General features: G+C 72.7%; 20 protein-coding genes. 14 read left to right on the forward strand and 6 right to left on the reverse strand.

Annotation, left to right across the window (positions count from 1 at the left end; all coding sequences use genetic code 11):
- Positions 1–35: 35 nt before the first annotated feature.
- Positions 36–1,550 carry a glycoside hydrolase family 13 protein gene (locus tag ACGF0J_RS20170; protein ID WP_393147838.1) on the reverse strand — a complete coding sequence of 505 codons (1,515 nt, stop codon included), beginning with the start codon at positions 1,548–1,550 and terminating at the stop codon, positions 36–38.
- 302 nt (positions 1,551–1,852) lie between these two features.
- On the opposite strand from ACGF0J_RS20170, the gene ACGF0J_RS20175 reads away from it, so the two are divergent.
- The 5 genes from ACGF0J_RS20175 to ACGF0J_RS20195 all read left to right on the forward strand — a co-directional run bounded on the left by ACGF0J_RS20175 (position 1,853) and on the right by ACGF0J_RS20195 (position 8,747).
- A complete protein-coding gene (locus tag ACGF0J_RS20175) occupies positions 1,853–3,130 on the forward strand; it encodes an extracellular solute-binding protein (protein WP_393147840.1) in 1,278 nt (425 codons plus the stop codon).
- A gap of 4 nt (positions 3,131–3,134) precedes the next feature.
- On the forward strand, positions 3,135–4,703 hold the full coding sequence (locus ACGF0J_RS20180) for an ABC transporter permease subunit (protein ID WP_393147842.1): 1,569 nt from the start codon (positions 3,135–3,137) through the stop codon (positions 4,701–4,703).
- On the forward strand, positions 4,700–5,539 hold the full coding sequence (locus ACGF0J_RS20185; protein ID WP_393147844.1) for a sugar ABC transporter permease: 840 nt from the start codon (positions 4,700–4,702) through the stop codon (positions 5,537–5,539). Before ACGF0J_RS20180 ends, ACGF0J_RS20185 begins: the two co-directional genes overlap by 4 nt.
- A gap of 31 nt (positions 5,540–5,570) precedes the next feature.
- Positions 5,571–7,391, forward strand: coding sequence for a glycoside hydrolase family 13 protein (locus tag ACGF0J_RS20190; protein ID WP_393147846.1), 1,821 nt, complete (start codon positions 5,571–5,573; stop codon positions 7,389–7,391).
- 186 nt (positions 7,392–7,577) lie between these two features.
- Positions 7,578–8,747: a macrolide family glycosyltransferase gene (locus tag ACGF0J_RS20195; protein ID WP_393147848.1), complete on the forward strand. Its 1,170-nt coding sequence runs from the start codon at positions 7,578–7,580 to the stop codon at positions 8,745–8,747.
- A gap of 70 nt (positions 8,748–8,817) precedes the next feature.
- Here the strand turns inward: ACGF0J_RS20195 and ACGF0J_RS20200 are convergent, their stop codons facing one another.
- On the reverse strand, positions 8,818–9,396 hold the full coding sequence (locus tag ACGF0J_RS20200; protein ID WP_393147850.1) for a TetR/AcrR family transcriptional regulator: 579 nt from the start codon (positions 9,394–9,396) through the stop codon (positions 8,818–8,820).
- Positions 9,397–9,462: 66 nt separating this feature from the next.
- Here ACGF0J_RS20200 and ACGF0J_RS20205 point away from each other — a divergent pair, with 66 nt between their 5' ends.
- Together ACGF0J_RS20205 and ACGF0J_RS20210 are read left to right on the forward strand one after the other, a co-directional pair.
- The gene (locus ACGF0J_RS20205) at positions 9,463–12,579 is read left to right on the forward strand and encodes a bifunctional cytochrome P450/NADPH--P450 reductase (RefSeq protein WP_393147852.1); all 3,117 of its coding nucleotides are present in this window, start codon (positions 9,463–9,465) and stop codon (positions 12,577–12,579) included.
- A 135-nt stretch (positions 12,580–12,714) separates the two neighbouring features.
- Complete coding sequence (locus tag ACGF0J_RS20210) at positions 12,715–13,323, forward strand: amino acid-binding protein (protein ID WP_393147854.1); 609 nt, start codon at positions 12,715–12,717, stop codon at positions 13,321–13,323.
- Positions 13,324–13,347: 24 nt separating this feature from the next.
- Here ACGF0J_RS20210 and ACGF0J_RS20215 read toward each other — a convergent pair whose 3' ends face one another.
- Positions 13,348–14,406 carry a DUF6461 domain-containing protein gene (locus tag ACGF0J_RS20215; protein ID WP_393148079.1) on the reverse strand — a complete coding sequence of 353 codons (1,059 nt, stop codon included), beginning with the start codon at positions 14,404–14,406 and terminating at the stop codon, positions 13,348–13,350.
- 228 nt (positions 14,407–14,634) lie between these two features.
- Between ACGF0J_RS20215 and ACGF0J_RS20220 the strand changes: the two genes are divergently transcribed.
- The 4 genes from ACGF0J_RS20220 (at position 14,635) to ACGF0J_RS20235 (ending at position 18,000) form a co-directional block, all read left to right on the forward strand.
- Positions 14,635–15,798, forward strand: coding sequence for an acyltransferase family protein (locus tag ACGF0J_RS20220; RefSeq protein ID WP_393147856.1), 1,164 nt, complete (start codon positions 14,635–14,637; stop codon positions 15,796–15,798).
- Positions 15,799–15,891: 93 nt separating this feature from the next.
- Complete coding sequence (locus ACGF0J_RS20225) at positions 15,892–16,278, forward strand: DUF6578 domain-containing protein (protein ID WP_393147858.1); 387 nt, start codon at positions 15,892–15,894, stop codon at positions 16,276–16,278.
- A gap of 164 nt (positions 16,279–16,442) precedes the next feature.
- Entirely contained in the window at positions 16,443–16,850 is a 408-nt protein-coding gene (locus ACGF0J_RS20230) for a YciI family protein (protein ID WP_393147860.1), read from the forward strand.
- Between the two features lie 7 nt (positions 16,851–16,857).
- Positions 16,858–18,000, forward strand: coding sequence for an RNA polymerase sigma factor (locus ACGF0J_RS20235; RefSeq protein ID WP_393147862.1), 1,143 nt, complete (start codon positions 16,858–16,860; stop codon positions 17,998–18,000).
- Positions 18,001–18,103: 103 nt separating this feature from the next.
- Here the strand turns inward: ACGF0J_RS20235 and ACGF0J_RS20240 are convergent, their stop codons facing one another.
- The 3 genes from ACGF0J_RS20240 to ACGF0J_RS20250 all read right to left on the reverse strand — a co-directional run bounded on the left by ACGF0J_RS20240 (position 18,104) and on the right by ACGF0J_RS20250 (position 21,767).
- Positions 18,104–19,525, reverse strand: a complete 1,422-nt coding sequence (locus ACGF0J_RS20240) for an MmgE/PrpD family protein (RefSeq protein WP_393147864.1) — start codon at positions 19,523–19,525, stop codon at positions 18,104–18,106.
- 62 nt (positions 19,526–19,587) lie between these two features.
- Positions 19,588–20,379, reverse strand: a complete 792-nt coding sequence (locus tag ACGF0J_RS20245) for a cyclase family protein (RefSeq protein ID WP_393147866.1) — start codon at positions 20,377–20,379, stop codon at positions 19,588–19,590.
- 95 nt (positions 20,380–20,474) lie between these two features.
- Positions 20,475–21,767: an ABC transporter ATP-binding protein gene (locus ACGF0J_RS20250; RefSeq protein ID WP_393147868.1), complete on the reverse strand. Its 1,293-nt coding sequence runs from the start codon at positions 21,765–21,767 to the stop codon at positions 20,475–20,477.
- Between the two features lie 178 nt (positions 21,768–21,945).
- Here ACGF0J_RS20250 and ACGF0J_RS20255 point away from each other — a divergent pair, with 178 nt between their 5' ends.
- The 3 genes from ACGF0J_RS20255 to ACGF0J_RS20265 are packed head-to-tail and all read left to right on the forward strand — an operon-like array spanning position 21,946 to position 25,315.
- Complete coding sequence (locus tag ACGF0J_RS20255) at positions 21,946–23,415, forward strand: glycoside hydrolase family 13 protein (RefSeq protein ID WP_393147870.1); 1,470 nt, start codon at positions 21,946–21,948, stop codon at positions 23,413–23,415.
- The gene (locus ACGF0J_RS20260) at positions 23,412–24,437 is read left to right on the forward strand and encodes a LacI family DNA-binding transcriptional regulator (RefSeq protein WP_393147872.1); all 1,026 of its coding nucleotides are present in this window, start codon (positions 23,412–23,414) and stop codon (positions 24,435–24,437) included. Before ACGF0J_RS20255 ends, ACGF0J_RS20260 begins: the two co-directional genes overlap by 4 nt.
- Positions 24,434–25,315 (forward strand): carbohydrate kinase family protein, encoded by an 882-nt coding sequence (locus tag ACGF0J_RS20265; RefSeq protein WP_393147874.1) that lies wholly within the window; start codon positions 24,434–24,436, stop codon positions 25,313–25,315. Before ACGF0J_RS20260 ends, ACGF0J_RS20265 begins: the two co-directional genes overlap by 4 nt.
- Positions 25,316–25,369 lie beyond the last annotated feature (54 nt).

Genomic DNA, 25,369 nt, shown 5'->3' on the forward strand with positions numbered 1-25,369 from the left:
GTTCCAAGCTCTGGATGGGACCCGCGGCCGCCGGGTCAGCGCCGCACCCACACCGTGGTGTCGGGGGCGACCGTGCCGTCGCCACGCCGCGGGCCGCTGGAGAGCAGCACCTCGCCCGCCACGCCCAGCTCCGCCAGCTCCACCGGCCGCTCGCCGGTGTTGAGCACCACGGCCAGGCCCGGCGAGCGCTCCAGCGCCAGCACGTCCCTGGGGGAGTCGATCCAGGCCAGCTCGCCCCCGCCGAGGGCGGGGTGCTCCTTGCGCAGGCGCAGCGCGGCCCGGTAGAGGTTCAGCGTGGAGTCCGGGTCGTCCTCCTGGGCCTCGGCCGACAGCGCCCGCCAGGAGTCGGGGATCGGCAGCCACGGGTCACGCCAACCGCACCCGGGCTCACTCGTCCACGGCAGCGGCACGCGGCAGCCGTCGCGGCTCTCGCCGCTGCGCCGGAACGCCGGGTCCTGGCGCAGCTCGTCCGGCAGGTCGAGCACCTCCGGCAGGCCCAGCTCCTCGCCGTTGTAGAGGTAGGCGGAGCCGGGCAGCGCCAGCATGAGGAGCGTCGCGGCCCTGGCCCGCGCCAGACCGCCGTGCCGGGTGACGTGGCGCGGCTTGTCGTGGTTGGACAGCACCCAGGTGGTCGGCGCCCCGACCAGCTCGGCCTCGGCCAGGGCCTTCTCGATGACCCCGCGGAACGACTTGGCGTGGAAGTCGGCCATCATGAAGTCGAACGAGAACGCCTGGTGCAGCTCGTCCGGCCCCACGTAGCGGGCCAGCCGCTCGGGCGAGGACACCCACGCCTCGGCCACCGCCATCCGCCCGCCCGGGTAGGCGTCGAGGATGGGCCGCCACTCACGGTAGATGTCGTGCACGCCGTCCTGGTCGAAGTACGGCACCCGCTCGTCGCCCAGCAGCTCGGCCTGGCGGCCCTCCTTGGGCCCGACGTCCGGCAGCCCGGCGGCCTTGGCCATGCCGTGCGCCACGTCGACGCGGAAGCCGTCGACGCCCCGGTCCAGCCAGAAGCGCAGGATGTCGCGGAACTCCGCGCGCACCTCCGGGTTGTCCCAGTTGAGGTCGGGCTGCTCGGGGGCGAACAGGTGCAGGTACCACTGCCCGTCCTCGACCTGCGTCCAGGCGGGGCCGCCGAAGATCGACTCCCAGTCGTTGGGCCGGTCGCGGAAGATGTAGCGGTCGCGGTTCCCGCCGCGTAGCGCCTCCTGGAACCACGGGTGCCGGTCGGAGGAGTGGTTGGGCACGAGGTCCACGATCACCCGGATGCCCAGCGCGTGCGCGTCGGCCACCAGCGCGTCGAAGTCGGCCAGGGTGCCGAACCTGGGGTCCACGTCGCGGTAGTCGGCCACGTCGTAACCCGCGTCGGCCTGCGGTGAGGTGTAGAACGGGCTGAGCCAGAGGGCGTCCACGCCGAGCGCGGCCAGATAGCCCAGGCGCTCGCGGACCCCGGGCAGGTCGCCCATGCCGTCGCCGTTCGCGTCGGCGAAGCTCCGCGGATACACCTGGTACACGACGGCGTCGCGCCACCAGTCGTCGTTGCCGAGCATGGTCGTCCTTCCCCGATATGTGCGAGATGTCTGGTGCAGGATGGCGCGGCGGCTTGCAACAGGTCAAGTGGAAGTTGCGGAAACTTGCGGGTTCGGTCTCCGGTGCCCGTCAGCGGGCCTGCGCCGGGTCAAGGATGCCCCGTGACAGGTCTGAATCAGGTAACGCTTTCTGCAAGTTCTTCCAATTCTTGCAAAACGCCGATAACGTCCCCGACACACCAGCCGCATCGCGGCCACAAACGATCTTTTTCGGCGGTGGCATGGCGCGTGTCATCGCCCCCTCCGTGACCTCAGGAGGTCTCATGCGCAAGCCAGCTCTGGGCGTGGCCGCACTCGCGACCCTGGCCATCACCGCCACCGCCTGTGGCGGCGGTCAGTCCGCCGCGCCCTCGGCGGCGCCCGCCACGTCGACCGGAGCCGGCACCCCGGCCGGCCAGGGCGGCGGCAAGCTCGTGATCTGGGCCGACCCCAACCGGGTCAAGGCGCTCAAGCCCTTCACCGACCAGTTCGGCACCGAGAACGGCGTCACGGTCGAGGTGAAGGAGATCAGCAAGGACAACCAGACGACCTTCCTGACCGCCTCCCAGCAGGGCAGCGGCCCGGACATCATGATCGGCGCGCACGACTGGATCGGCAACCTCGTGCAGAACGGCGCCATCGACCCGGTGAACCTCACCGAGCAGCAGAAGGCCGCCTTCTCCGAGATCGCGCTCAGGGCCGTCACCTTCGGCGGCCAGGTGTACGGCGCCCCGTACGCGGTGGAGAACATCGCGCTCATCCGCAACACCGACCTCGCCCCCGACGCGCCGGCCACCGTCGAGGACCTGATCGCCAAGGGCACCGAGCTGAAGAAGGCCGGCAAGGTCAAGGAGGTGCTCTGCCTGCCCGTCGGCCAGAAGGGCGACGCCTTCCACTCCTACCCGATCTTCGCCTCCGGTGGCGGCGCGCTGTTCGGCGCCACCTCCACCGGCGACCCCGACCCCAAGAAGGTGCTGGTCGGCTCGCCCGAGTCGGTCAAGGCGTTCGAGAAGCTGAAGGCGCTCGGCGAGAAGGGCGAGGCCGCCCTGAAGACCTCCATCACCAACGAGAACTACATCCCGAGCTTCGCCTCCAAGAAGTGCGCCTTCCTCGTCTCCGGCCCGTGGGCCATGGGCGAGGTCAAGAAGGCCGGCTTCGGCTACGACATCACCCCCGTCCCCGCCTTCAAGGACGGCGAGCCCGCGACCCCCTTCGTCGGCGTCCAGACGTTCTTCGTCGCGGCCAAGGGTAAGAACAAGACCCTCGCCCAGGAGTTCGTCGCCAACTACGTCACCAACAAGGACGTCGCCAAGGCCCTGTACGAGGCCGACCCGCGCCCGCCGGCGCTGACCGCCGCGCTGACCGAGGTGCAGGCGGCCGACCCCGACGCCGGCAAGTTCATGGCCGCGGGCAAGGACGGCTTCCCGATGCCGGCCATCCCCGAGATGGCGGCCATCTGGGAGCCGTTCGGCATCGCCGAGGCGGCGGTCGTCAAGGGAGGCGACGCCGCCAAGGCCGCCGAGGCCGCCCAGAAGGCCGTCGACGGCTCGCTCAAGAACTGACGTCATGGCCCTGGACGTGCGTGAGAGCGCGGTGGCCGAGCAGGCGCCGCGCCCCCGCCGGGAGATCACCACGGCTTTCGTGGTGAGCAGGATCGCGGTGCTGGCCGTGGCCGCCGCGATCCTGCTCTACGCCGTGCCCCCGCTGGTCGCGGCCGGCTCGTGGGTCTCCCTGGCGCTGGTGGGCGTGGTGAGCGCGGTCATCTGCTACCTCTACCTGACCCGCCGCTTCATTCCGGCGAAGTACCTGATCCCCGGAACGGTGTTCCTCATCGCCTTCCAGGTGTTCCCCGTCCTCTACACGGTGAGCACCGCCTTCACCAACTTCGGCGACGGGCACCGCGGCGACAAGCAGGCGGCCGTCACCGCCATCGAGACCGGCTCCGTGCGGCAGGCCCCCGGCTCGCCGGAGTACACCCTGACCGCCGCCCTGCGCGACGGGAACCTGGTGTTCCTGCTCGTCGATCCCGCGACCAAGCAGGTCCAGGCGGGCACCGGGCAGGGCCTCGCCCCCGTCACCGGCGCCCAGGTCGGCATCACCGGCAAGGTCGTCCGGGCGCCCGGGTTCACCGTGCTCACGGCGCCCGAGTCCGCCGCCCGCGCCCGCGAGATCGAGGCGCTGTCCGTGCCCACCCCCGGCGGGCTGATCAAGGCGAACGGGCTGAGCCGCGCCGTCGAGGGACGCGCCGCGCTGACCTACGACGCCGCCTGCGACTGCGTCAAGGGCGAGGGCGACACCTGGACGGCCGACGAGACACAGGGCTACTTCGTCAACGCCCGGGGCGAGCACCTCGCACAGGGCTGGCAGGTCAACGTCGGCCTGGACAACTTCACCAGGGTGCTGACCAACCCCACCATCAGCGGCTACTTCTTCGGCGTCTTCGCCTGGAACCTGGCCTTCGCCGTCGGCTCCGTCGTCACCACCTTCGCGCTCGGCATGGCCGTCGCCCTGGCGCTGCACCATCCCCGCATGCGCGGCACCAAGGTGTACCGCATCGTGCTGATCCTGCCGTACGCGATGCCGGCCTTCGCGATGCTGCTGGTCTGGCGCGACATGTTCAACCGCGACTTCGGCCTGATCAACCAGCTCTTCGGCCTGGACGTGGACTGGATGGGCGACCCCGTCACCGCCCGGTTCGCCGTCATCCTGGTCAACCTGTGGCTCGGCTTCCCGTACATGTTCCTCGTCACCACCGGCGCGCTGCAGGCCATCCCGCGCGAGCTGACCGAGGCCGCCTCCATCGACGGGGCGACGCCCTGGCAGGGGTTCGGCCGGGTGACGATGCCGCTGCTGCTGGTCGCCCTGACGCCGCTGCTGATCTCGTCGTTCGCGTTCAACTTCAACAACTTCAACGCGATCGCGCTCACCAGCGAGGGCGGGCCGTTCCCCGCCGAGAACCCGCAGGTCGGAGCGACCGACCTGCTCATCACCTACACGTTCCGGCTGGCGTTCGGCGCCGGCGGGGCACAGTTCGGCTTCGCGGCCGCGATCTCGGTGTTCATCTTCGCCATCGTCGCGGTCATCTCCACGGTCGCCTTCCGGCGCACCCGCAAGCAGGAGGAGGTGTACGCGTGAAGATCGCGCTGAGGCACGTCTTCGTGCTGGTCGTGTGCGCGTTCGCGCTGGCGCCCATCGTCTTCGTGGTGTCGGCGGCGATCAACCCGCTGGGCACGCTCGCCTCCACCGAGCTGCTGCCCACCGGGGCGAGCCTGGCCAACTTCGCCGACCTGTTCGCCTCCGAGACCCATCCGTTCGCCCGGTGGTTCCTCAACTCCGTCTTCATCGCGCTGACCGCGTCGTTCGCCAGCCTGCTGCTGTCGATGCTCGCCGCGTACGCCTTCAGCCGGATGAGGTTCCGCGGCCGCAGGGTCGGACTGCTGGCGCTGCTGCTCATCCAGATGTTCCCGCAGTTCCTGGCCATCGTGACGATCTTCATCATCTTCACCCGGGTGACCGACCTGTACCCGCCGTTCGGCTTCAACACCGTGTGGGGCCTGATGCTGCTCTACCTCGGCGGCGCGCTCGGCGTGAACACCTGGCTGATGAAGGGTTTCCTCGACACCGTGCCCAAGGAGCTCGACGAGGCCGCCACCGTCGACGGCGCCACCCACGCGCAGATCTTCTGGCGGATCATCCTGCCGCTGGTGACGCCGATCCTCGCGGTCACCGCGCTGCTGGCGTTCATCGGCTTCATGAGCGAGTTCCTGATGGCGAACGTCTTCCTGCGCGACCCGGAGAGCAAGACGCTCGCGGTGGGCATGTTCGGGATGATCGCCGGAGACCAGCGCAACGCCAACTTCGGCATGTTCGCCGCGGCCACGCTCATCACCGCGATCCCGACCGTCGGGGTCTTCCTGTGGCTGCAGAAGTTCATCGTCTCCGGCCTCACGGCCGGGGCGGTCAAGGGTTAGCAGGACGCGCCCGCGTCCGGGGGGAGTTGCGTTGCGTTACCTCGCCGAGCCGCACCACGACGGTTCCGCCCTGTACGTCTCGGAGCCGGCGCCGTCGCCCGGCGCCCCGGTCACGGTCTGGGTGCGCACGCCCCGGGCCGCCGGGGTGACGGGCGTGCACGTCCGCGCCGTCTGCGACGGCGAGCCGCGCTACACCGAGGCGGCCGTGGACCCCGACCGAACATCCTGGGACATATCGGGATACGGGGCCACGGACGTGTGGTGGCGCGCGGAGATCACCGCCGCCAACCCCGTCACCCGCTACCGTTTCCTGCTGCGCACCGCCGGCCCGCCCGCCGGGCCCGGCCAGCTCTGGCTCACCGCGGCCGGCGTCGTCGCCCACGACGTGACCGACGCCACCGACTTCCGGCTCGTCACCCACGAACCGCCGCCCGGCTGGCTGGCCGGCGCGATCGTCTACCAGATCTTCCCCGACCGCTTCGGCCGCTCCGGGCAGGACCGCCCCCTGCCCGGATGGGCGCTGCCCCGCGACTGGGACCACGACCCCGTCATCCCGTCCGGGCCCGGCACCTCGCAGCAGTTCTACGGCGGCGACCTCGACGGCGTCGTCCGGCACCTCGACCACATCGAGGCGCTCGGCGCCGACACCGTCTACCTGACGCCGATCTTCCCCGCCCGCTCCAACCACCGCTACGACGCCGCCGCCTTCGACCGGATCGACCCGCTGCTCGGCGGCGACGAGGCGCTGCACCGCCTGGCCGACGCGCTGCACGCCCGCGGCATGCGCCTGCTCGGCGACATCACCACCAACCACTGCGGCGACGCCCACCCGTGGTTCACCGCCGCCGTGTCCGACGTGCACGCCCCCGAACGGGACATGTTCTACTTCGACCCGGTCACCGGCGACTACGTGTCCTGGTGGGGGGTCAAGAGCCTGCCCAAGCTCAACTGGGGCAGCGACCTCGTCCGCGAGCGGGTGCCCGCCGTGCTGACCCGGTGGCTCGGACCGCTGGACGGCTGGCGCGTCGACGTCGCCAACATGACCGGCCGGCTGGGCTCCGACGACCACACCCACGAGGTCGCGGCGCTGCTGCGGCGCGCACTCGGCCCCGGCGCCGCCCTCATCGCCGAGCACAACCACGACGCCTCAGCCGACCTCGACCGCGACGGCTGGCACGGCACCATGAACTACGGCGGCTTCACCCGCCCCGTCTGGTCCTGGCTGCGCGGCCCCGACCTGGACCTCGACCACTTCCTCGGCGTGCCCGGCGGCGTGCCGTCCCGCGACGGCGTGCAGACGCTCGCCACGCTGCGCACCTTCGCCGCCCACATGTCGTGGCGCTCGCTCACCCACTCCTGGCAGCTCCTCGACTCCCACGACTCGCCGCGCATCCGCACCGTCACCGGCGCCCGTGACCGTCACCTGGTGGCCCTCGGCCTGCAAGCCACCCTGCCCGGCACGCCGATGGTCTTCGCCGGCAGCGAGTTCGGCCTGACCGGCGTGACCGGGGAGCACTCACGCACCCCGATGCCCTGGAACCGGCCCGCCGACCAGGACCCGGAGACGCTGGCCGGCTACCGCGCCCTGCTCGGCCTGCGCCGCGCCGAGCCCGCGCTGCGGCACGGCGGCCTGCGCTGGCTGCACGCGGACCGCGACTGCCTCGTCCACGTCCGGGAGACGGCGGAGGAGTCGCTGCTGGTCTGCGCCCGCCGCGCCCCCGGCCGGCCCCTGCCCCTCCCGGCCCCCGCCACCGCCGTCCACACCACCGGCCTGACCGTCGCCGCCGGCGCCGCAGCCGACACCCTCCCCGGCGACGGCCCCTCCTTCTCCGTCTGGCGGCTCACCCGCTGACCGGGCCGGGGGAGGGCGTCGCCTCGGAGGCCCCTGGTAAGGTCATCGGCATGCACATGCTTCAGATCTACGGCTAGCAGGCCCCGGGGCCGTCGAGCCCCGCAGCCGGGTACGCCCGTGACGCGTCGTCACGACTCTCGGCGTGCCCGCATGTCCCTGACAGCCTGATCTGAAACGAGTCTTCCCATGTATCGCAAGCATGTCGCCATGGTCGGCATCCCGGCCGTCAGCCACGTCCTGCCCGGCATCGAGGTGATCCGCGAGCTGGTGGCGCGCGGGCACCGGGTGACCTACGCCAACGACCCGGCCGTGGCCCACCTGATCGAGCCGACCGGCGCCGAGCTGGTCCCGTACACGTCGAGCCTGCCCGTGGCCGACAACGACTGGCCGGAGGACCCCATCGCGGCGATGCGGGTCTTCCTCGACGACAACATCCGGATGCTGCCGCAACTGCGCGCCGCCTACGACGCCGACCCGGCCGACGTCTACCTCTACGACATCGGCGCCTACGCCGCGCGGGCGCTCGCCGAGGCCCAGGGGCGGCCGATGGTGCAGCTCTCGCCCACGTACGTGGCGTGGAAGGGGTACGAGGAGGAGGTGGCCGCGCACCTGTGGGCGCTGCCGGGGGCCGACGAGTTCCGGGCGGTGTTCGCCGAGTGGCTCGCCGGGTCCGGGGCGGTCACCACCGACGTCGACGCCTTCCCCGGCCGGCCCGGGCGGGCCGTGGCGGTGGTGCCGAGCGCCATGCAGCCGAACGCCGACCGGGTGGACACCGAGACGGTGACGTTCGTCGGTCCGTGCCTCGGCAGTCGGCTCGACCAGGGCGGCTGGACCCGCCCGGCCGGGGCGGACAAGGTGCTGCTGGTCTCGCTCGGGTCGGCCTACACCCGGCAGCCGGAGTTCTACCGCCGCTGCCTGGCGGCCTTCGGCGACCTGCCGGGCTGGCACGTCGTGCTCCAGATCGGCCGCCACACGGATCCGGCGGTGCTGGGCCCGATCCCGGCGAACGTCGAGGTGCACTCCTGGGTGCCGCAGCTCGCCATCCTGCTGCAGGCCGACGCGTTCGTCACGCACGCGGGCATGGGCGGCAGCGGTGAGGGGCTGTACGCGGGCGTCCCGATGATCGCGGTCCCGCAGGGCGTCGACCAGTTCGCCAACGCGGACCGGCTGGTCGAGCTGGGCGTCGCCCGGCGGATCGACACGGCCGACGCCACGGCCGAGGCGCTGCGCGGGGCGCTGCTCGACCTCACGGGCGACCCCGAGGTGGCCCGCCGGTCGGCGGCGCTGAGCGCCGAGGTGCGGGCCGAGGGCGGTGCGACCCGGGCGGCGGACCTCGTCGAGGAGTCGCTGGCCTGACAGCCGTCCCGCCGGACGGGTCCCACCCGTCCGGCGGGTCCGCCGTTCTCCGGGTCAGCCGTCCTCGGGGTCAGCCGGCGGGGGAGTGACGGGCGGCCAGTCCGGCGACGATCAGGTCGACGGCCGCCTCGAACATGCGGTCCATCGCCTCCGGCGACCGGTCGCCGCCGACGTGCCCGTTCTGCTGGTTCATGATCAGGCCCGTCACGAACCCGTGCAGCACGTCGGCCGTGCGCAGCAGCTCCTCCTCGGGCACGCCGGCCGCCCGCAGGATCGGCAGGAACACGTCCCACAGCCCGCCCTCCCGGGCGGCGATCAGCTCCGGGTGGGTGTGCACGTACCTCCACAGCGCCGGGTAGGTGGTGGCGAGCCGCCGGTAGGCGTGGCCGAGCGCGCGCAGCCGCTCCTGCCAGGGGGCGCCGTCCATGACGGGGATCTCCAGCCGCTCGGCCATGGTCAGGCAGATCTGGTCGATCAGCGCCGTCTTGCTCTCGACGTGGTGGTAGAGCGACATCGGGTTCACGTCGAGGGCCGCCGCGAGCTTGCGCATGGACAGCGCCTCGACGCCGCCCTCGTTCACCAGGCGCAGCGCCGTGGCGTAGATCTCCTCGGGGGTGAGGGGAGAACCCCTGCGCGCACCAGTAGCCATACACCGTATGATAGCTGCAGTCATACACCGTATGGCTGCCGTTGCCTGCGAAATCACGGAGTGCTCATGGAGATCCCCGCCCCACAGGGCCTGCCCCTCCTCGGCAACACGCTGCAGATCCCCTCCCACTCGCCCGCCGCCTACTTCACCGAGCTCGCCGGCCGCTACGAGCAGGGCCTGTTCCGGCTCGACATCGTCGGCCGGAAGGTGACGTTCGTCTACGACCCCGACCTGGTCGAGGAACTGTGCGACGAGACGCGGTTCAGGAAGCGGATCCAGCCGCCGCTGACGATCGTGCGCGACTTCGCAGGCGACGGGTTGTTCACCGCCGACATCGACACCCCCGTGTGGGGCCACGCGCACCGCATCCTCATGCCGGCGTTCAGCCAGCGGTCGATGAAGGCGTACTACCCGCAGATGCTGGAGGTGGCCGAGCAGCTCGTCGCCTCGTGGGCCGCCCGGCAGGGCCAGGACCTCCCCGTGTCCGACGACATGACGAGGCTGACGCTCGACACCATCTCGCTCACCGGGTTCGGCTACCGGTTCCAGTCGTTCGGCTCGCCGGAGCTGCACCCCTTCCTGCGGGCCATGGGCGGCGCGCTCACCGAGGCGATGCTCCGCAACCAGCAGCTTCCCCTCGTCACCAGGCTCCGGCGCGGGCAGGAGGAGACCTACCGGCGGGACATCGCCACCATGCGCGAGCTGGTCGACGACGTGATCCGGCGGCGCCGGGCCGACGGCGGCGGCGGCAGGGACCTGCTCGGGCTGATGCTGGAGGCGTCCGACCCGCTGAGCGGTGAGCGGCTGTCCGACGAGAACATCCGCGACCAGGTCCTCACCTTCCTGATCGCCGGCCACGAGACCACCAGCGGCCTGCTCTCCTTCGCCCTGTACAACCTGCTGCGCAACCCGCACACCCTGGCCCTCGCCTACGACGAGGTGGACCGGATGCTGCCGGGCGACGAGCCGCCCTCCTACGAGACGGTGATGAAGCTGGACGTGATCGCCCGCGTCCTGGAGGAGACGCTGCGCGTCTGGTCGCCCATCCCCGCCTTCGCCGTGTCCGCCGAGTCCCACACGACGATCGGCGGACGCTACCCGATCCGCCGGGGCGAGCCGCTGGTCGTGCTGCTGCCGGCGCTGCACCGCCACCCCGGGGCCTGGGACCGGCCCGACGAGTTCGACATCGACCGCTGGCTGCCCGAGCGGCGAGCGGAGCACCACCCGGCCGCCTACAAGCCGTTCGGCAACGGCGAGCGGGCCTGCATCGGCCGGCAGTTCGCGCTCACCGAGGCCCGGCTCGCGCTGGCCATGGTGCTGCGGCGCTTCGCCGTGTCGGACCCCGCGGCGTACCGGATGAAGATCAAGCAGACGCTCACCCTCAAGCCCGAGGGCTTCACGCTGCGGGTGCGCGAACGCGCGCCGCACGAGCGGTTCGCCCCGGCCGCGGCGGACGAGCACGCCACGACGCCGGAGACCGAGCAGGACATCGCCGTCACCGGCGTGCCGCTGACCGTCGCCTACGGCTCCAACCTCGGCACCTGCTCCGACATCGCCGAACGGCTGGCCGAGCGGGCGGGCCGGGCGGGGTTCGCCGCCACGTTGACCACGCTGGACGAGCTGGAGCCGCCCGCCGAGGGGGTGCTCGTCGTGGTCGCCTCCTCCTACAACGGCAAGGCGCCCGACAACGCGCAGCGTTTCGACGCGCTGGAGCGCCTGCCCGACCTGTCCGGGGTGCGGCTGGCCGTGCTGGGCTGCGGCAACACCCAGTGGCCCACCTACCAGGCGTTCCCGCGCCGCGCCGGCGACAAGCTCGTCGCCGCCGGGGCCGTGCCGCTGGTGGAGCGCGGCGAGGCCGACGCGGACGGCGACTTCGACGGCGACGTCTCCGCCTGGACGGCCGGCCTGTGGGCGGCGCTCGCCGCCGAGTACAGCGCCTCCGCCGAGGACGCCGGCCCCCGCTACGAGCTGGAGGTGCTCACCGAGGCCGAGGTACGGCCCGCGGTGGTGTCCACGCGGGCCTTCCCGCTGACCGTCGTCGCGAACGAGGAGCTCACCCGTGACCCCGCCGGGCTGTGGGACTTCTCGGTGGAGGCGCCGCGGCCCGGCGTCCGCTCGATCGTCGCCGAGCTGCCCGAAGGCGTCACCTACCACGCCGGCGACCACCTGGCCGTCTTCGCCAAGAACGACCCCGAGCTGGTGGAGTGGGCGCTGCGCTGCCTGCGCGTCCCCAGGGAGCAGGTGGTGCGGCTGCGCTCGCGCTCCGCCACGCACCTGCCCGTGGACCGGCCGGTCACCGCCGGGCTGCTGCTCACCGAGTTCGCCGAGCTGCAGGAGGTCGCCACCCGCTCCGACCTCGACACGCTCGCGGCCCACACCTCCTGCCCGTGGACGCGCGGCCGGCTGGCCGCGCTGTCCGCCGGCTACGCCGACGAGATCCTCGCCAAGCGGGTCTCGCCGCTGGCGCTGCTCGACCGGTTCCCGGCGATCGAGCTGCCGCTGGCCGCGTTCCTGGAGATGGCCGGACCGATCAAGCCGCGCTACTACTCCGTGTCGTCCTCGCCGCTGGCCGACCCGCGCCGGGTGCGGATCACCGTGGGCCTGGTCGAAGGGCCGGCCTGGTCGGGCAGCGGCGAGTACCACGGCATGTGCTCGGCCTACCTGGCCGGGCTGTCCGCCGGGGAGACGTTCTACGGCTACGTCCGCGAGCCCGCGCCGCCGTTCCGGCTGCCGGACGACCCCGCCACGCCCGTCATCCTCGTGGGGCCCGGCACCGGGTTCGCGCCGCTGCGCGGCTTCCTGGAGGAGCGGGCGCTGACCGGCGCCACCGGGCGGGCCGAGGTGTTCACCGGGTGCCGACACCCCGACCACGACCTGCTCTACCGTGAGGAGCTGGAGGCGTGGGGCGGCGCGCCTGGGGTGACCGTGCACACCGCGTTCTCCGCCGTGCCGGGACACCCGCACCGGTTCGTCCAGGACGCGCTCACCGCCGCCGGGGACACCGTGTGGGAGCTGCTGGAGCAGGGGGCTCACGTGTACGTGTGCGGCGACGGGCTGCGGATGGCGCCCGCCGTGCGCAGGGCCCTCCTCGCGCTGCACCGCGGGCGCGCCGGACGCGGCGGGGAGGCGTGGCTGGCGGCGCTGGAGGAGAGCGGCCGGTATCAGCAGGACGTGTTCGCCTGACGACCCGATTCGGCCCGTGACAATCCACACGTAACCCTGCATGCTTGGACATAAGTGCAGCATGTGTGACATGTGTCTGGAACGTGCCCGAAATCTTGGAGCGGCACTGTGAGAGCCTCTGGAAAGGGGGCGGCAATGCTGCTGCGACTGAGGGTGTCGCTACCGGACCGGCCGGGCTGCCTCGGGCAGGTCGCGCGGGCGCTCGGCGCACTGGGCGCCGACATCCTGCAGGTCACCGTGCTCGAACGCGAAGCCGGACGGGCCGTGGACGACTTCACCGTGTCCTGGCCCGGCGCCGCCACGACGGACGAGGTGCGCGACCGGCTGTCCGGCATGCCCGGCGTGCGGGTCGAAGGGGTCTGGCCGACGAGGGACGTGCCCGGCGCGGCGCCGGACTACGACCTGCTCATGCACGTCGCGGCGGAGCCGTCACGCGGCGTGGCGACGCTGGTGGACGCCCTGCCGGGACTGTGCGGGGCCGAGTGGTCGCTGGCACTGTCGGGCGGCGTCGTGCGCCATGCCAGCCTGGCCGCGCCGCCGTCGTTCGAACTCCCCGAGCCGCCGCTGCGCGCCGCCACGCGGGTGACCGAGAAGCTGCGGCTGATGCTGCTGCCGGTGGCGGCGCACGGGCTGCACGTGGTCGTCGCCCGCGCCGACGGGCCGGTGTTCCACCGTGCCGAACTGGAGCGCGCCGCGCGCATCGTCGCCGTCGTCGCCGCGCTGCTGCCCGCCTCTCCCTCGTAGCGGCGCGTGGCGTCCAGGGCACAGCTATTCGGACGGTTGAGGAGCGCGGGTGGACGGTGAACCCGCCCCTTCACCGATCATGGTTTTGAGCTGGGCACGCAACGCCGGCCACATGTCGCCGAGGATCAGGGGCGCGTTGGCGAGCGCATCCAGGCGATCAGGCCATGTGTGTCCCGGCATGGCCTCATCCAGAGCCCGCGCCGCCCAGAACCGGCGCGAAACAGGGTGGTCCTCCGCAAGAACCGCTCCTTGCCGGTCACGCCGATCTTCCATGAGCCGGGCCAGGAGCGGCGTCAGGTCGGCCCCTGCGCGCTTGGCGTCACCGCCGCCGGTCACGAGGCGGTCGAGCGCCTCCCGGACCATCGGTTCGCCCGCGAGGCCGGTTGCCGCGACGTAGGCGTTGACGACGCGATGGATCACCGCGGTCTGGACGGGCTCGGGTGCCAGGCGCAGCCGAACGTCCAGATCGGGATCGACGGTGCCCAGCACGCTCGGAGCGCGCGGGTCATCCGGGATGGTCTCCTCCAGCAGCAGTCGCGGCGCGCTCGCGTCAGGCAGATCGAGTCCTACTCCGGTGACGGCTTCGACGACGGCCATTGCGGCCGCCTGCCAGTGGCCAGTTTCGGCCGCCGCCTCCAGGATCGCGAGCTCCGCATCGAGGATGTGCGGCGTCTTACCCCATCGCGCACCGGGAAAGCTTGGGTCCAACGCGGTGACAATCGTGCCGTAAGCGGCGTACGTCAGCCGGGCCGTCCCGTTGATGTTCCAGAAAAGGCTCAGCACGCGGGCGCCGTCACTCAGCCGCCGCAGCACCTCCGGACGGTTGCCCTGGTAGCCGTTGTCCTCATAGAGGATGAACGACGCGTCGTCGTGGCTGATGTGGAAAGCCCCTTCGTAGTCGGCTTCGTCCACATCGTCGTCGGGCTCGGGCTCCAGGTCCTCAGGCCGTCCACCGAGTCGCTCGGCGATGGTCTCGACCGTTAAGGGGGAGGCGATCGGCTGCACGACAGTCCAACAGGTGGCCTGCGTGAGGTAGGGGTTGCGGTGCAGGAAGTCGGCATACCGGCGCTGTATCTCGTCCATCACCTGGGCAGTATGTCGACCCTCACCGACAATGGGGCGGACCCGGCCTGCCCGGCTCTGAGCGGGCATCGCATCACCTGAGCGGTTATGGGTAGGTTGGGGCGGGTGTCATCAGCCGCCGCCCAGCCGCCACCTGAGCCCACGCACCCTGCCACGCCTACACCCCCACCCGCCTCCGCAGCGCCCGGCTCCGCGACGGGGCCGTCCACGTCCGTGACAGGCCCGTCCGTGACCAGCCCATCTGCGGCCGGTCGCGAGGGGGCCGCCAGGCTGGCGTGGCTGGACGCGTTGCGCGGCATCGGGGCCATGGCGGTGGTCGCCGAGCACCTGCTGCCATGGTTCCTGCCGTCGCTGCGGCCGTTCTGGTTCAGCCTCGGCGTCTACGGGATCACGGTGTTCTTCCTGGTCAGCGGCTACATCATCCCGGCGTCGCTGGAACGGCACGGGGACGTGCGCCGGTTCTGGATCGGCCGCGCCTTCCGCCTCTACCCGCTCTACCTCGCGGTCACGGCGCTCGTGGTGGGGCTGGCGTGGTGGGTGCCGGTGCGAGGGGAGGTGCCCCGTGACGGGTCGGCGGTGGCCGGGCACGCGACGATGCTGCTCGACGTGGTGAGCGTCGGAGGCGTCGCCGACACCATGTGGACGCTGTCGTACGAGATGGTCTTCTACCTCCTGGTGACCGCGCTGTTCGTGGCCGGCGTGCACCGGCGCAGCGGGCTGCTGGCCGTGCTGTTCGCCGCGGGCTCCGTCGTCGTCGGGGTGGCCATGGCCGGGGCCGTCGTCACGGGCAGCTGGGTCGCCTACGCCTCGGCCGCCGTCTTCGCCGCCGGGCTGGCCTGCGTCGTCTCGGGCAGGTTCCGCGCGGCCGGGGCGTGCGCGCTGGGCCTGATGGGCGTGACGCTCCTGGTGCTGGGCAGCCGGGTGCCGTGGATGGGCGTCACCGTGCTGGGCGTGATGTTCGCGGGCACCGCCGTGCACCGCTGGGAACGCGGCCGCGGCACGCTCTGGCCGGTGGCCGCCGCCGCCGCGCTGGTCGCCGTCGCACCCGTCCGGGCGGTCATGTCGGGCTGGTGGTGGGTCGAGCCGGACGTGTGGATCACCACGCTCGCGCTGGCCGCGGCCACGTTCGCCGCCGCGATGGCGCTGCGCGGGCGCCGCCTGCCGCGGCTGCTCACGTGGCTGGGGCTGATCAGCTACTCGCTCTACCTGGTGCACCATCCGCTGCTGAAGTACTTCTACGAGATCACCGGAGACCTGCGCCGCTCACCGCTCCCGCTGCAACTGGCCATGTCGGCGCTGGCCCTGGCCGTGGTGGTGGGGGTGAGCGCCCTGGCGTACCGGTTCGTGGAGCGCCCCATGCAGGCGCTCGGCCGCCGCCTCGCCCGCGCCTGACGCCCGCGAGGCGACCCGTCAGGCGGGCAGCCAGACGAGCGGCCGAAGAGGTCAGGCCGGACGTCCCGCCCGGTGAGGGCCTACGGTGGGAGCATGATTGTCTGGGTCGACGGGTGGCAACTGCAGTGCTGCGGCGATCCGTTCGGGGTGGGGACACGCGTGTCCTGGAGACTGCGTCCGGCCGATCGCGGCTGGCTGGCCGACGTGCTGGGGGAGGCCGCCGATGACGTCCAGTGGGCGGAAGAGCGGCACGGCGACGCCGGGACGGACGGGCGGCGCGTCGAGGCGACGGTGCTGGCGATAACCGCTGTCCGTTGTCGGTACGCGCCGGTCCCCGATGAGGATGCGCTGTATCCGGTGCGGGGGTCCGGGATGCTGTCGGTCGTGAAGGAGGCGGACAAGTGGCCGCCGGGCCAGGGCGGCCTGGAGTTCGTCGGCTATCTGGTGAACCTCGACACGGCGGCGAAACCTGCTCGATGAGCGCGGCGCGCCGAGGATGGGCGGGACCGGCCGACATCCTGAACCGGCCGCACACAAGCCTGCACGAACTTCGTGGCTGCGAAATGTCGAGAATCCGCGCCCGGCTCCGTCCCCGCCATGAACACCGGCCGCAACGGCCGTATCGGACGAAGGAGAAGAACATCATGGCCAAGTACCTGCTGCTCAAGCACTACCGGGGCGCGCCGGCGGCGGTCAACGACGTGCCGATGGACCAGTGGACGCCGGAGGAGCTCTCGGCCCACCTGCAGTACATGCAGGACTTCGCAGCCCGGCTCGAGGGCACCGGCGAGTTCGTCGACGGCCAGGCGCTCTCCCCGGAGGGCACGTTCGTCCGGTACGACGGCGAGGGGCGGCCGCCGGTCACCGACGGCCCGTTCGCGGAGACCAAGGACCTCATCGCCGGCTGGATGGTGATCGACGTCGACGGCTACGAGCGGGCGCTGGAGCTGGCGGCCGAGCTGTCCGCGGCTCCGGGGGCGGGCGGCAAGCCGATCCACGAGTGGCTTGAGGTGCGCCCGTTCCTGTCCGCGCGCCCGACCATCACGGAGTGACGAAACGGTGGACGAGTCCGGGCTACGGACCCTCATCCCCACGGTGATCAGTGTCCTCGTCCGTCGCGGAGCCGGTTTCGCGACGGCCGAGGACGCCGTGCAGGACGCCCTGATCGAGGCCCTCCGCGTCTGGCCGGACGACCCGCCGCGCGACCCCAAGGGCTGGCTGGTCACCGTGGCGTGGCGCAGGTTCCTCGACGCCGCCCGCGCCGACACCTCCCGGCGGCACCGTGAGGCGCTGGTCGAGGGCGAGCCCGTGCCCGGTCCTGGCGAGGAGGTGGACGACACGCTCCAGCTGTACTTCCTGTGCGCGCACCCGTCCCTGACCCCGGCCTCGGCCGTCGCGTTGACGCTGCGTGCGGTCGGCGGCCTGACCACGCGCCAGATCGCGCGGGCCTACCTCGTGCCGGAGGCGACCATGGCGCAGCGCATCAGCCGGGCCAAGCGGACGGTCTCGTCCGTCCGGCTCAGCCGGCCCGGTGACGTCGCCACCGTGCTGCGCGTGCTCTACCTCGTCTTCAACGAGGGGTACTCCGGCGCCGTGGACCTCGCCGCCGAGGCGATCCGCCTCACCCGCCTGCTGGCGGCCAGGACCAGGCACGAGGAGGTGGCGGGCCTGCTCGCCCTCATGCTGCTGCACCACGCCCGGCGCCCGGCACGGACCGGGCCCGGCGGCAGGCTCATCCCGCTCGCCGAGCAGGACCGCGGCCTGTGGGACATCCGGCTGATCGGGGAGGGCGTGGACATGCTCCAGGCCGCCCTCGCCCGCGACCGGCTGGGCGAGTTCCAGGCCCAGGCCGCCATCGCGGCCCTGCATGCCGACGCCCGGACGGTCGAGGAGACAGACTGGGTGCAGATCGTCGAGTGGTACGACGAGGTGGTACGCCTCACCGGCAACCCGGTGGCCCGGCTGAACCGGGCCGTCGCGGTCGGCGAGGCCGACGGCCCGCGGGCGGGCCTGGCCGCCCTGGCGGAGCTCGACCCCTCCCTGCCCCGCCACACCGCCGCCGCGGCGTACCTGCACGAGCGCGACGGCGACCTGGCGACGGCGGCCCGGCTCTACGCCGAGGCCGCCCGATCAGCGCAGAGCCTCCCCGAACGCGACCACCTCACCCGCCAGGCCGCCCGGCTCAACGCGGGGTGGCGGTGAGCCCGCCGTCACCAGGTGCGCGCGTCGCGACACGGCCAAGGGCGGCGTACTCGTCGAGGACACCCTCGACGGCCCCCGCTGGACCATCCCGCCGCCCTGACGGCTAGCGCGGCCGGGCGACCGTCAGGCGCAGCAGCGCCTCCGGCGACGGCGACGCCGGCAGGTCGCGGGCTGCCGTGAGCAGCGCCTCGACCTGGTCCGCCGGCAACGCCCGGCCCGCGTTCGCGCGGAACTTGACCGCCAGCTCCTCCCGCGTCAACGGCCGTTCCGGGCCGCCCCGCGAGGAGTCCACCCGGTGTTCCAGCGTGGTGCCGTCGCGCAGCCGCACCCGCAGCACGGCGGCGAACGCGCGCGGGAAGATCTCCGTCGCCCGCTCGTCGGCCACGCACCGCACGCGCGCCGCCAGGGCCAGCCGCTCGGGCGTCAGGGCGGCGAAGTCGTCGGCGGCCAGGCCCAGCCCGCCGCCGCCGAGGAGCGCCGCCGCGACCGTGTACGGGCCGGAGAACTTCGCGTGGTACGGCGAACGCGGCCGGAGCTTGTCCTCCCGCGGCTCCGCGATCGTGCGCAGCACGGGGGCGGCCACGCCCAGCTCGACGTCCGCCACCTCGGCGGGCGGCAGGCCGCGCAGGTGGAGGACGTCGCGCAGCGCCAGCGCGCAGTCGATGCCGGGATGGGTGAAGTGGTTCGTCGGGTACGGCTTGTAGACGGTGCGCAGCAGCTCCCACCGGCGGCCCAGCGCGAACAGCATGGCCGACTCGTCGTAGCAGCCGTCCAGCCACGCCGCGAAGAACCCGAACCTGCCCTCCAGCACCGTCGGCGGCCCCGTCACCCCTTCCAGCGCCAGCACGGCCGCCGACACTCCGGCGTGGGCGGCCCAGCCGCAGTGCGCCCGCTTGATCGTCCCGCCCGTGCGGTTGGCCTCCAGCAGTCCCGCGCCCATGCTGGCCGCCACCCCGGCCGCGTGCGCGATGCCGTCCTCGGCCAGCCCGAACAGCAGCCCGGCCGCGACCGCCGCGCCCAGCGTGCCGCAGATGGACGTGGCGTGCTGGCCCCGCTCGAAGAACAGCGAGTTGCGCGCTTCCGGCAGGTAGGAGGCCAGGCCCAGCCGGTTGCACACCTCGATGCCCGCCGCGACCGCCGCGACCAGCCTGGCGCCGTCGGCGCCGGCGGCCTCGGCGGCGGCCAGCGCGGCCGGCACCACGGGGGCGCTCGGGTGCAGCACGGACGGCAGGTGGGTGTCGTCGTAGTCGAGGGCGTGCGCGAGCGTGCCGTTGATCAGGGCGGCGGCCGGCGCCGGCAGGCGGTGGCCGCTGCCCACCGCGGTCGCCTCACCGGCGCCGCCCCAGCGGAGCACGGCGCGCAGCACCGCGGGCGCGGCGTCGCCGTCGGGGTCGGCGTGGGCCGCCAGGCAGTTGCCCAGCACGTCCGTCACCCGGCCGGCCACGTCCTCGCGCACCCGCTCGGGGACGCCCTGGTCGCGGCAGCGGACGGCGAACGCGGCGAGCCGCTGCACGTGCGTGGTCACGATGCCTCCTGGGGGCTGCGCCGGCGGATGGGGAGGAGGGGGTCAGGGGAGGGGGCAGGGGGTCAAAGGAGGGCGAGGGGCCGGACCGGGGCGCCGGTGGCGCCGGTGATCGGCAACGGGTTCAGCACCAGCACGAACTCCCGCGCCCCCGCGTCCAGCAGGTCCGCCAGCCGCATGGTCTCCACGATGTTGATCCCCGCCTCCACCAGCATGATCCGGTGCACCGGCAGCGTGGCGTGCCCCCGGCCGGGGCGGACGTGCTCGAAGGCGATGGTCTCGCCGCCCACCACGCGCGGGCGCCGCTCGGCCAGCCAGCGGGCCGCTCCGATGCCGGGCCCGGGTGCGCCGTCGCGCAGGCCGGTGAAGTCCTCCCCGGAGGGCCACAGCCGCGACCAGCCGGTGCCCACCAGCACGGCGTCACCCTCGCGGATCTCCACGTCGCGGGCGGCGCGGGCCAGGTCGCCGGCCGTCACCTCGTAGCCCGGCGGCAGCGTGTCCACGCCGTGCGCCGCGGCCACGTCGAGCAGCACGCAGCGGCCGACGTACGGCTCGAAGGCGTCGATGCCGAGCGCGCTGAACCCCTCGTGCGACATGACGTCGGCGGCGGGCCGGCCGCCGTGCAGCAGGCCGTCCTGCGACACGTGCGCGAGGGCGTCCACGTGGGTGCCGACGTGCCCGCCGGTGACGATCAACTCGGCCGCGGCCGAGCCGCCGTCGGGCCGCACGCGGTCGCCGTGCCGGCGTTCGAGCGTCATCCGGAACGGCGGGTGGTTGGGGGACTGTGGCATGCCCGTGCGCAGCGGCTGCGCGAGGTCCAGCACGCGCGCGCCTTCCAGTGCCTTCCACAGCGACATCTCGAACGGCTCCAGACGGTCGGGGAAGAATCTTGCTCCCGACAGTACACATCTGTCCCCGAAACGCCATTGATCTCCGCGTTCCGGGCGCCGGGTCAGCGGCGGGGCGGGTCGATGCGTGAGCCGTCGGGACGGAAGAGCATCAGGCGGGACAGGTCCACGCCCACCTTGGCGGCGTCGTTGGCCCGCCACGCCGGCCGCCCGCCCAGCCGGACGATCACGTCGGCGCGGCGGTGGGTGCCGCTGCCGGGGTGCTGGCCGGTCTGCTCCTGCGCCGCCTGCTCGTGCGCCGCCTGCTCCTCGCGGGCGCCGAACAGGCGGCGCACCATGTCGGCGAGCCTGCCCGTGCGGTCCTGGCCCCGGGCGCTGACGCGCGGGTCCGGCGGCTCGGGCACGGGCACCGCGGGCATGCCGCACTCGATGTAGGCGAGCCACTCGTGGCCGTGGTACTCCAGCGCCCGCACCCGCCCGAAGAACGCCGGACCGTCGTACGACTCGGGCACCGGCGCCAGCCCGTCGGGGCGCACGCCGACGAGGATGTGCCCGCCGACGTACTGCGAGACCGCGTACGCCCGAGGATCGCTCCACGGGATGATCAGCCGGTGCGGCCCGAAGTCGAGCAGCACGTACTGGTTCTGCGGCGTGTGCACGGTGGCGGCCAGCAGGTTGAGCTGCTGGGAGTTGAGGAACGCCGCCACGAACGCCGTCGCCGGGTCGTTGTAGATCTGGGCCGGGGTGCCGACGTCCTGCAGCACCCCGCGGTTGAGTATGGCGATCCGGTCGGCCAGCGTGAGCGCTTCGACCTGGTCGTGGGTGACGTAGATCGTGGTGACGCCGAGCGACCTGACCAGCGAGGAGATCTCCATGCGCAGCTCGGTGCGCATGCCCGCGTCGAGGTTGGACAGCGGCTCGTCCATGAGGAACAGCTTGGGCTGCCGGACGATCGCCCGGCCCATCGCGACCCGCTGCCGCTGGCCGCCGGACAGCGTGCCGGGGCGGCGTTCGAGGGTCTCCTCGATCTGCAGGACCTTGGACAGCTCGGTGATCCGCTCGCGGGTCTGCGCGGGATCGGCCTTGGCGATCTCCAGGGGGAAGGCCATGTTGCCGCGGACCGTGCGGTGCGGGTAGAGGGCGCCGTTCTGGAAAACCATGGCCACGTCGCGTTCGCGCGGCGCGAGGTGGTTGGCCAGCTCGCCGTCCAGCCACAGGTCACCCGCCGTGATCTCCTCCAGGCCGGCGATCATGCGCAACAGCGTCGACTTGCCGCAACCGGAGGGACCCAGCAGCACCAGGAACTCGCCGTCGCCGGCTTTCAGGTTCATCCTGTCCACCGCCAGGTAGCCGCCTGGGTAAACCTTGGTCACTTTGTCGAGAACGACTGAGCTCATGGGCTCACACCTTGCGCACGTGTCACCTGTGACGGGGCTGATAGGAGAGGTAGTACATCGCGCCTTAACGCCGAATGTCCACCCTTGCGGGGCGAATCGTGACAACAACACTCTTGGAAGGGCTTGCGCAAAATTGCGGTAATCGCTTTCATGGTGACGACTTCTTGGGGGTGGCCTGATGACCGCATGGTGGCGCGACGCCGTGATCTACCAGGTGTACGTGCGCAGCTTCGCCGACGGCGACGCCGACGGCGTCGGCGATCTGATCGGCGTGCGCGACCGCCTGCCGTACCTGGCCGGACTGGGCGTGGACGCCCTCTGGCTGACGCCGTTCTACCCGTCGCCGATGCGCGACTTCGGCTACGACGTGGCCGACTACCGCGACGTGGACCCGCTGTTCGGCACCCTCGGCGACGCCAAGGCGCTGATCGACGAGGCGCACGGCCACGGTCTGCGGGTGATCGTGGACATCGTGCCCAACCACACCTCCTCGGCCCACCCGTGGTTCCAGGAGGCGCTGCGCGGCGAGAACCGCGACCGCTACATCTTCCGCGACCGGCCCAACGACTGGGAGTCGATCTTCGGCGGCCCCGCCTGGACGCAGGTCGAGGACGGGCAGTGGTACCTGCACCTGTTCGACCCGTCCCAGCCCGACCTCAACTGGGACCACCCCGAGGTGCGCGCGGAGTTCGAGTCGGTCCTGCGCTTCTGGCTCGACCTGGGCGTCGACGGCTTCCGCGTCGACGTGGCGCACGGCATGGTCAAGCCGGCCGGCCTGCCCGACGTCGGCCGCCCCGGCCACTCCCGCATGATCGGCGCCGAGCCCGTGCCGTTCTTCGACGACGACGGCGTGCACGAGATCCACCGCGCCTGGCGGCGCCTGCTCGACTCCTACCCCGGCGAGCGCATCGGCGTGGCCGAGGCGTGGGCGCCCACCCCCGAACGCCTGGCCCGCTACGTCCGCCCGGACGAGCTGCACCAGGCGTTCAACTTCCACTACCTCTTCGCGCCCTGGGACGCCCACGCGCTGCGCCGGGTGATCGACGAGTCGCTGGCCACGGCCGGCTCCGTCGGCGCGCCGTCCACCTGGGTGCTGTCCAACCACGACGTCAAACGGCACGTCACCCGCTACGGCAGCCTGGCCAGGGGCCGCGCCGCCGCGCTGCTCACGCTGGCCCTGCCCGGGTCCGCGTACGTCTACCAGGGCGAGGAGCTCGGCCTGCCCGAGGTGCTCGACCTGCCCGACCACGTGCTGCGCGACCCGCAACGGCTGCGCGACCCCGACAGCGGGCGCGACGGCTGCCGGGTGCCCATCCCGTGGACGCGCGAGTCCGGCTGGAGCGACCCCTGGCTGCCGATCCCCGGCGACTGGGCCGAGCTGAGCGTCGAAGCCCAGCAGGACGACCCCGGCTCGACGCTGGAGCTGTACCGCCGGGCGCTGCGGCTGCGACCGTCGCTGCGCGGAGACCTGGTCTGGCACGACTCGCCGGAGGGCACGCTGGTCTTCTCCCGCGGCGACGTCGTCTGCGCCGTCAACCTCACCGGCGAGCCCGTCGACCTCCGGGTGGACGGCGAGTTGCTGATCGCCTCCGACAAGCCCGGAGCGGCCGATTCGGCGGCCTGGTGGAAAGTAAAGTGGCTGCCATGAACGGTCACGCGCGGCTCTCCGACATCGCCTCCCAAGCCGGCGTGAGCGAGGCGACGGTCAGCCGGGTCCTCAACGGCAAACCCGGAGTCTCGGCCGCGACCCGGCAGGCCGTGATGGCCGCGCTCGACCTCATGGGCTACGAACGCCCGCCGCGCCTGCGCCAGCGCAGCAACGGGCTGGTCGGCCTGGTCACCCCCGAGCTCGACAACCCCATCTTCCCCGCGTTCGCGCAGGCCATCGAGAAGGCGCTCACCCAGCACGGCTTCACCCCGGTGCTGTGCACCCAGCTACCCGGCGGCGCGCCCGAGGACGAGTTCACCGAGCTGCTCGTGGACCGCGGCGTGAGCGGCATCGTGTTCGTGTCGGGCCTGCACGCCGACACCACCGCCCGGATGGACCGCTACACCCGTCTCACCGACAGGGGGCTGCCCATCGTCCTGGTCGACGGCTACAACCAGCACATCGAGGCGCCGTTCATCTCCGTCGACGACCGGCTCGCCGCCCGGTTGGCCGTCCAGCACCTCATCGACCTCGGGCACGAGCGGATCGGGCTGGCTCTCGGGCCGCGCAGGTTCGTGCCGGTCATCCGCAAGATCGAGGGGTACAAGCAGGCCATGGCCCAGCTCCTCGGCGCCGCCGACGTGGACGACCTCATCGCCAGCTCGCTGTTCTCCGTGGAGGGCGGGCAGGCCGCCACCGCCCAGCTCCTGGCGCGCGGCTGCACCGGAGTGGTGTGCGCGAGCGACCTGATGGCGCTGGGCGCGATCCGGGCCTGCCGCGACCGCGGGCTGTCGGTGCCGGGGGAGGTGTCCGTGGTCGGGTTCGACGACTCGCCGCTGATCGCGTTCACCGACCCGCCGCTGACGACCGTGCGCAAACCGATCGGCGCGATGGCCTCCGCCGCCGTGCAGACGCTGCTCGAAGAGGTCAACGGCGCGCCCGCCAAGCACGTCGAGCTGGTCTTCCAGCCGGAGCTCGTGGTCCGCGGCTCCACCGGTTCCGGCCCCCTGGTCAACCGGTGAGCGCGCGCCCGGCGGTCACGCACGACGTCCTCGTCCTCGGCGGGGCCGGGGTCGACACGACCGTCTACGTCCCCGAACTGCCGCTGCCGTACGCCGACACCTACGCCGTGCCGCCCGTCGTCGACCGCATCGGCAACACCGGCGCGGGCGTGGCGCTCGGCTGCGCCGCGCTCGGCCTGTCCGTCGCCTTCGCCGACCTCATCGGCGACGACCCGCAGGGCGCGCTGATCCGGCGGGCGATGCGCGGCGTCGACTGCAGGTGGGGGCCCGCCGAGGCGGGCACCCGCCGCAGCGTCCTGCTCGTCGGCCCCGACGGCCGGCGCACGTCGCTGTTCGACCCCAAGGCCACCCCGGGGGAGCGGCTGGCGCCCGACCTCTACGCGGGCGTGCGGGCGCGCCACGCGCACGTCTCGATCACCGACTTCGGCCGCCACACCTACGACCATCTCGACGCGATGTCGGTCTCCACCGACCTGCACGACTGGAACGGGCTCGACGACCACCACAAGGACTTCGCCTACCGGTCCGACCTCGTCTTCCTGTCGGCCGCCGCCCTCCCCCGGCCGGAGGCCACGATGCGCGACATCCTCGACCGGGGGCGCGCCGCGACGGTGGTGTGCACGCGCGGCGCCGACGGCTGCCTCGTGCTGACCCGCGGCGGCACCGCGCGGGCCTTCCCCGCCGCGCCGCTGCCCGGCCCGGTGGCCGACAGCAACGGCGCCGGCGACGCGTTCGTCTCCGGCTTCCTGTACGGCCGGCTGCGCGGCCTGCCGCTGGAGGAGTGCGTACGGCTCGGCGCCCGGGCGGGAGCCCACGCCTGCACGGTGCCCGGCACCCACGAGTCGCCGATCACCGAAGCCGCCCTGCTGGCCCCCTGACCCGCGGCGGTCGGACCGCCAGATTGTCTACAACGGAACTATCCGCTACGGTCT

This window comes from Nonomuraea sp. NPDC047897, from assembly GCF_043204415.1.
In the GTDB taxonomy this organism is placed as follows: Bacteria; Actinomycetota; Actinomycetes; order Streptosporangiales; family Streptosporangiaceae; genus Nonomuraea.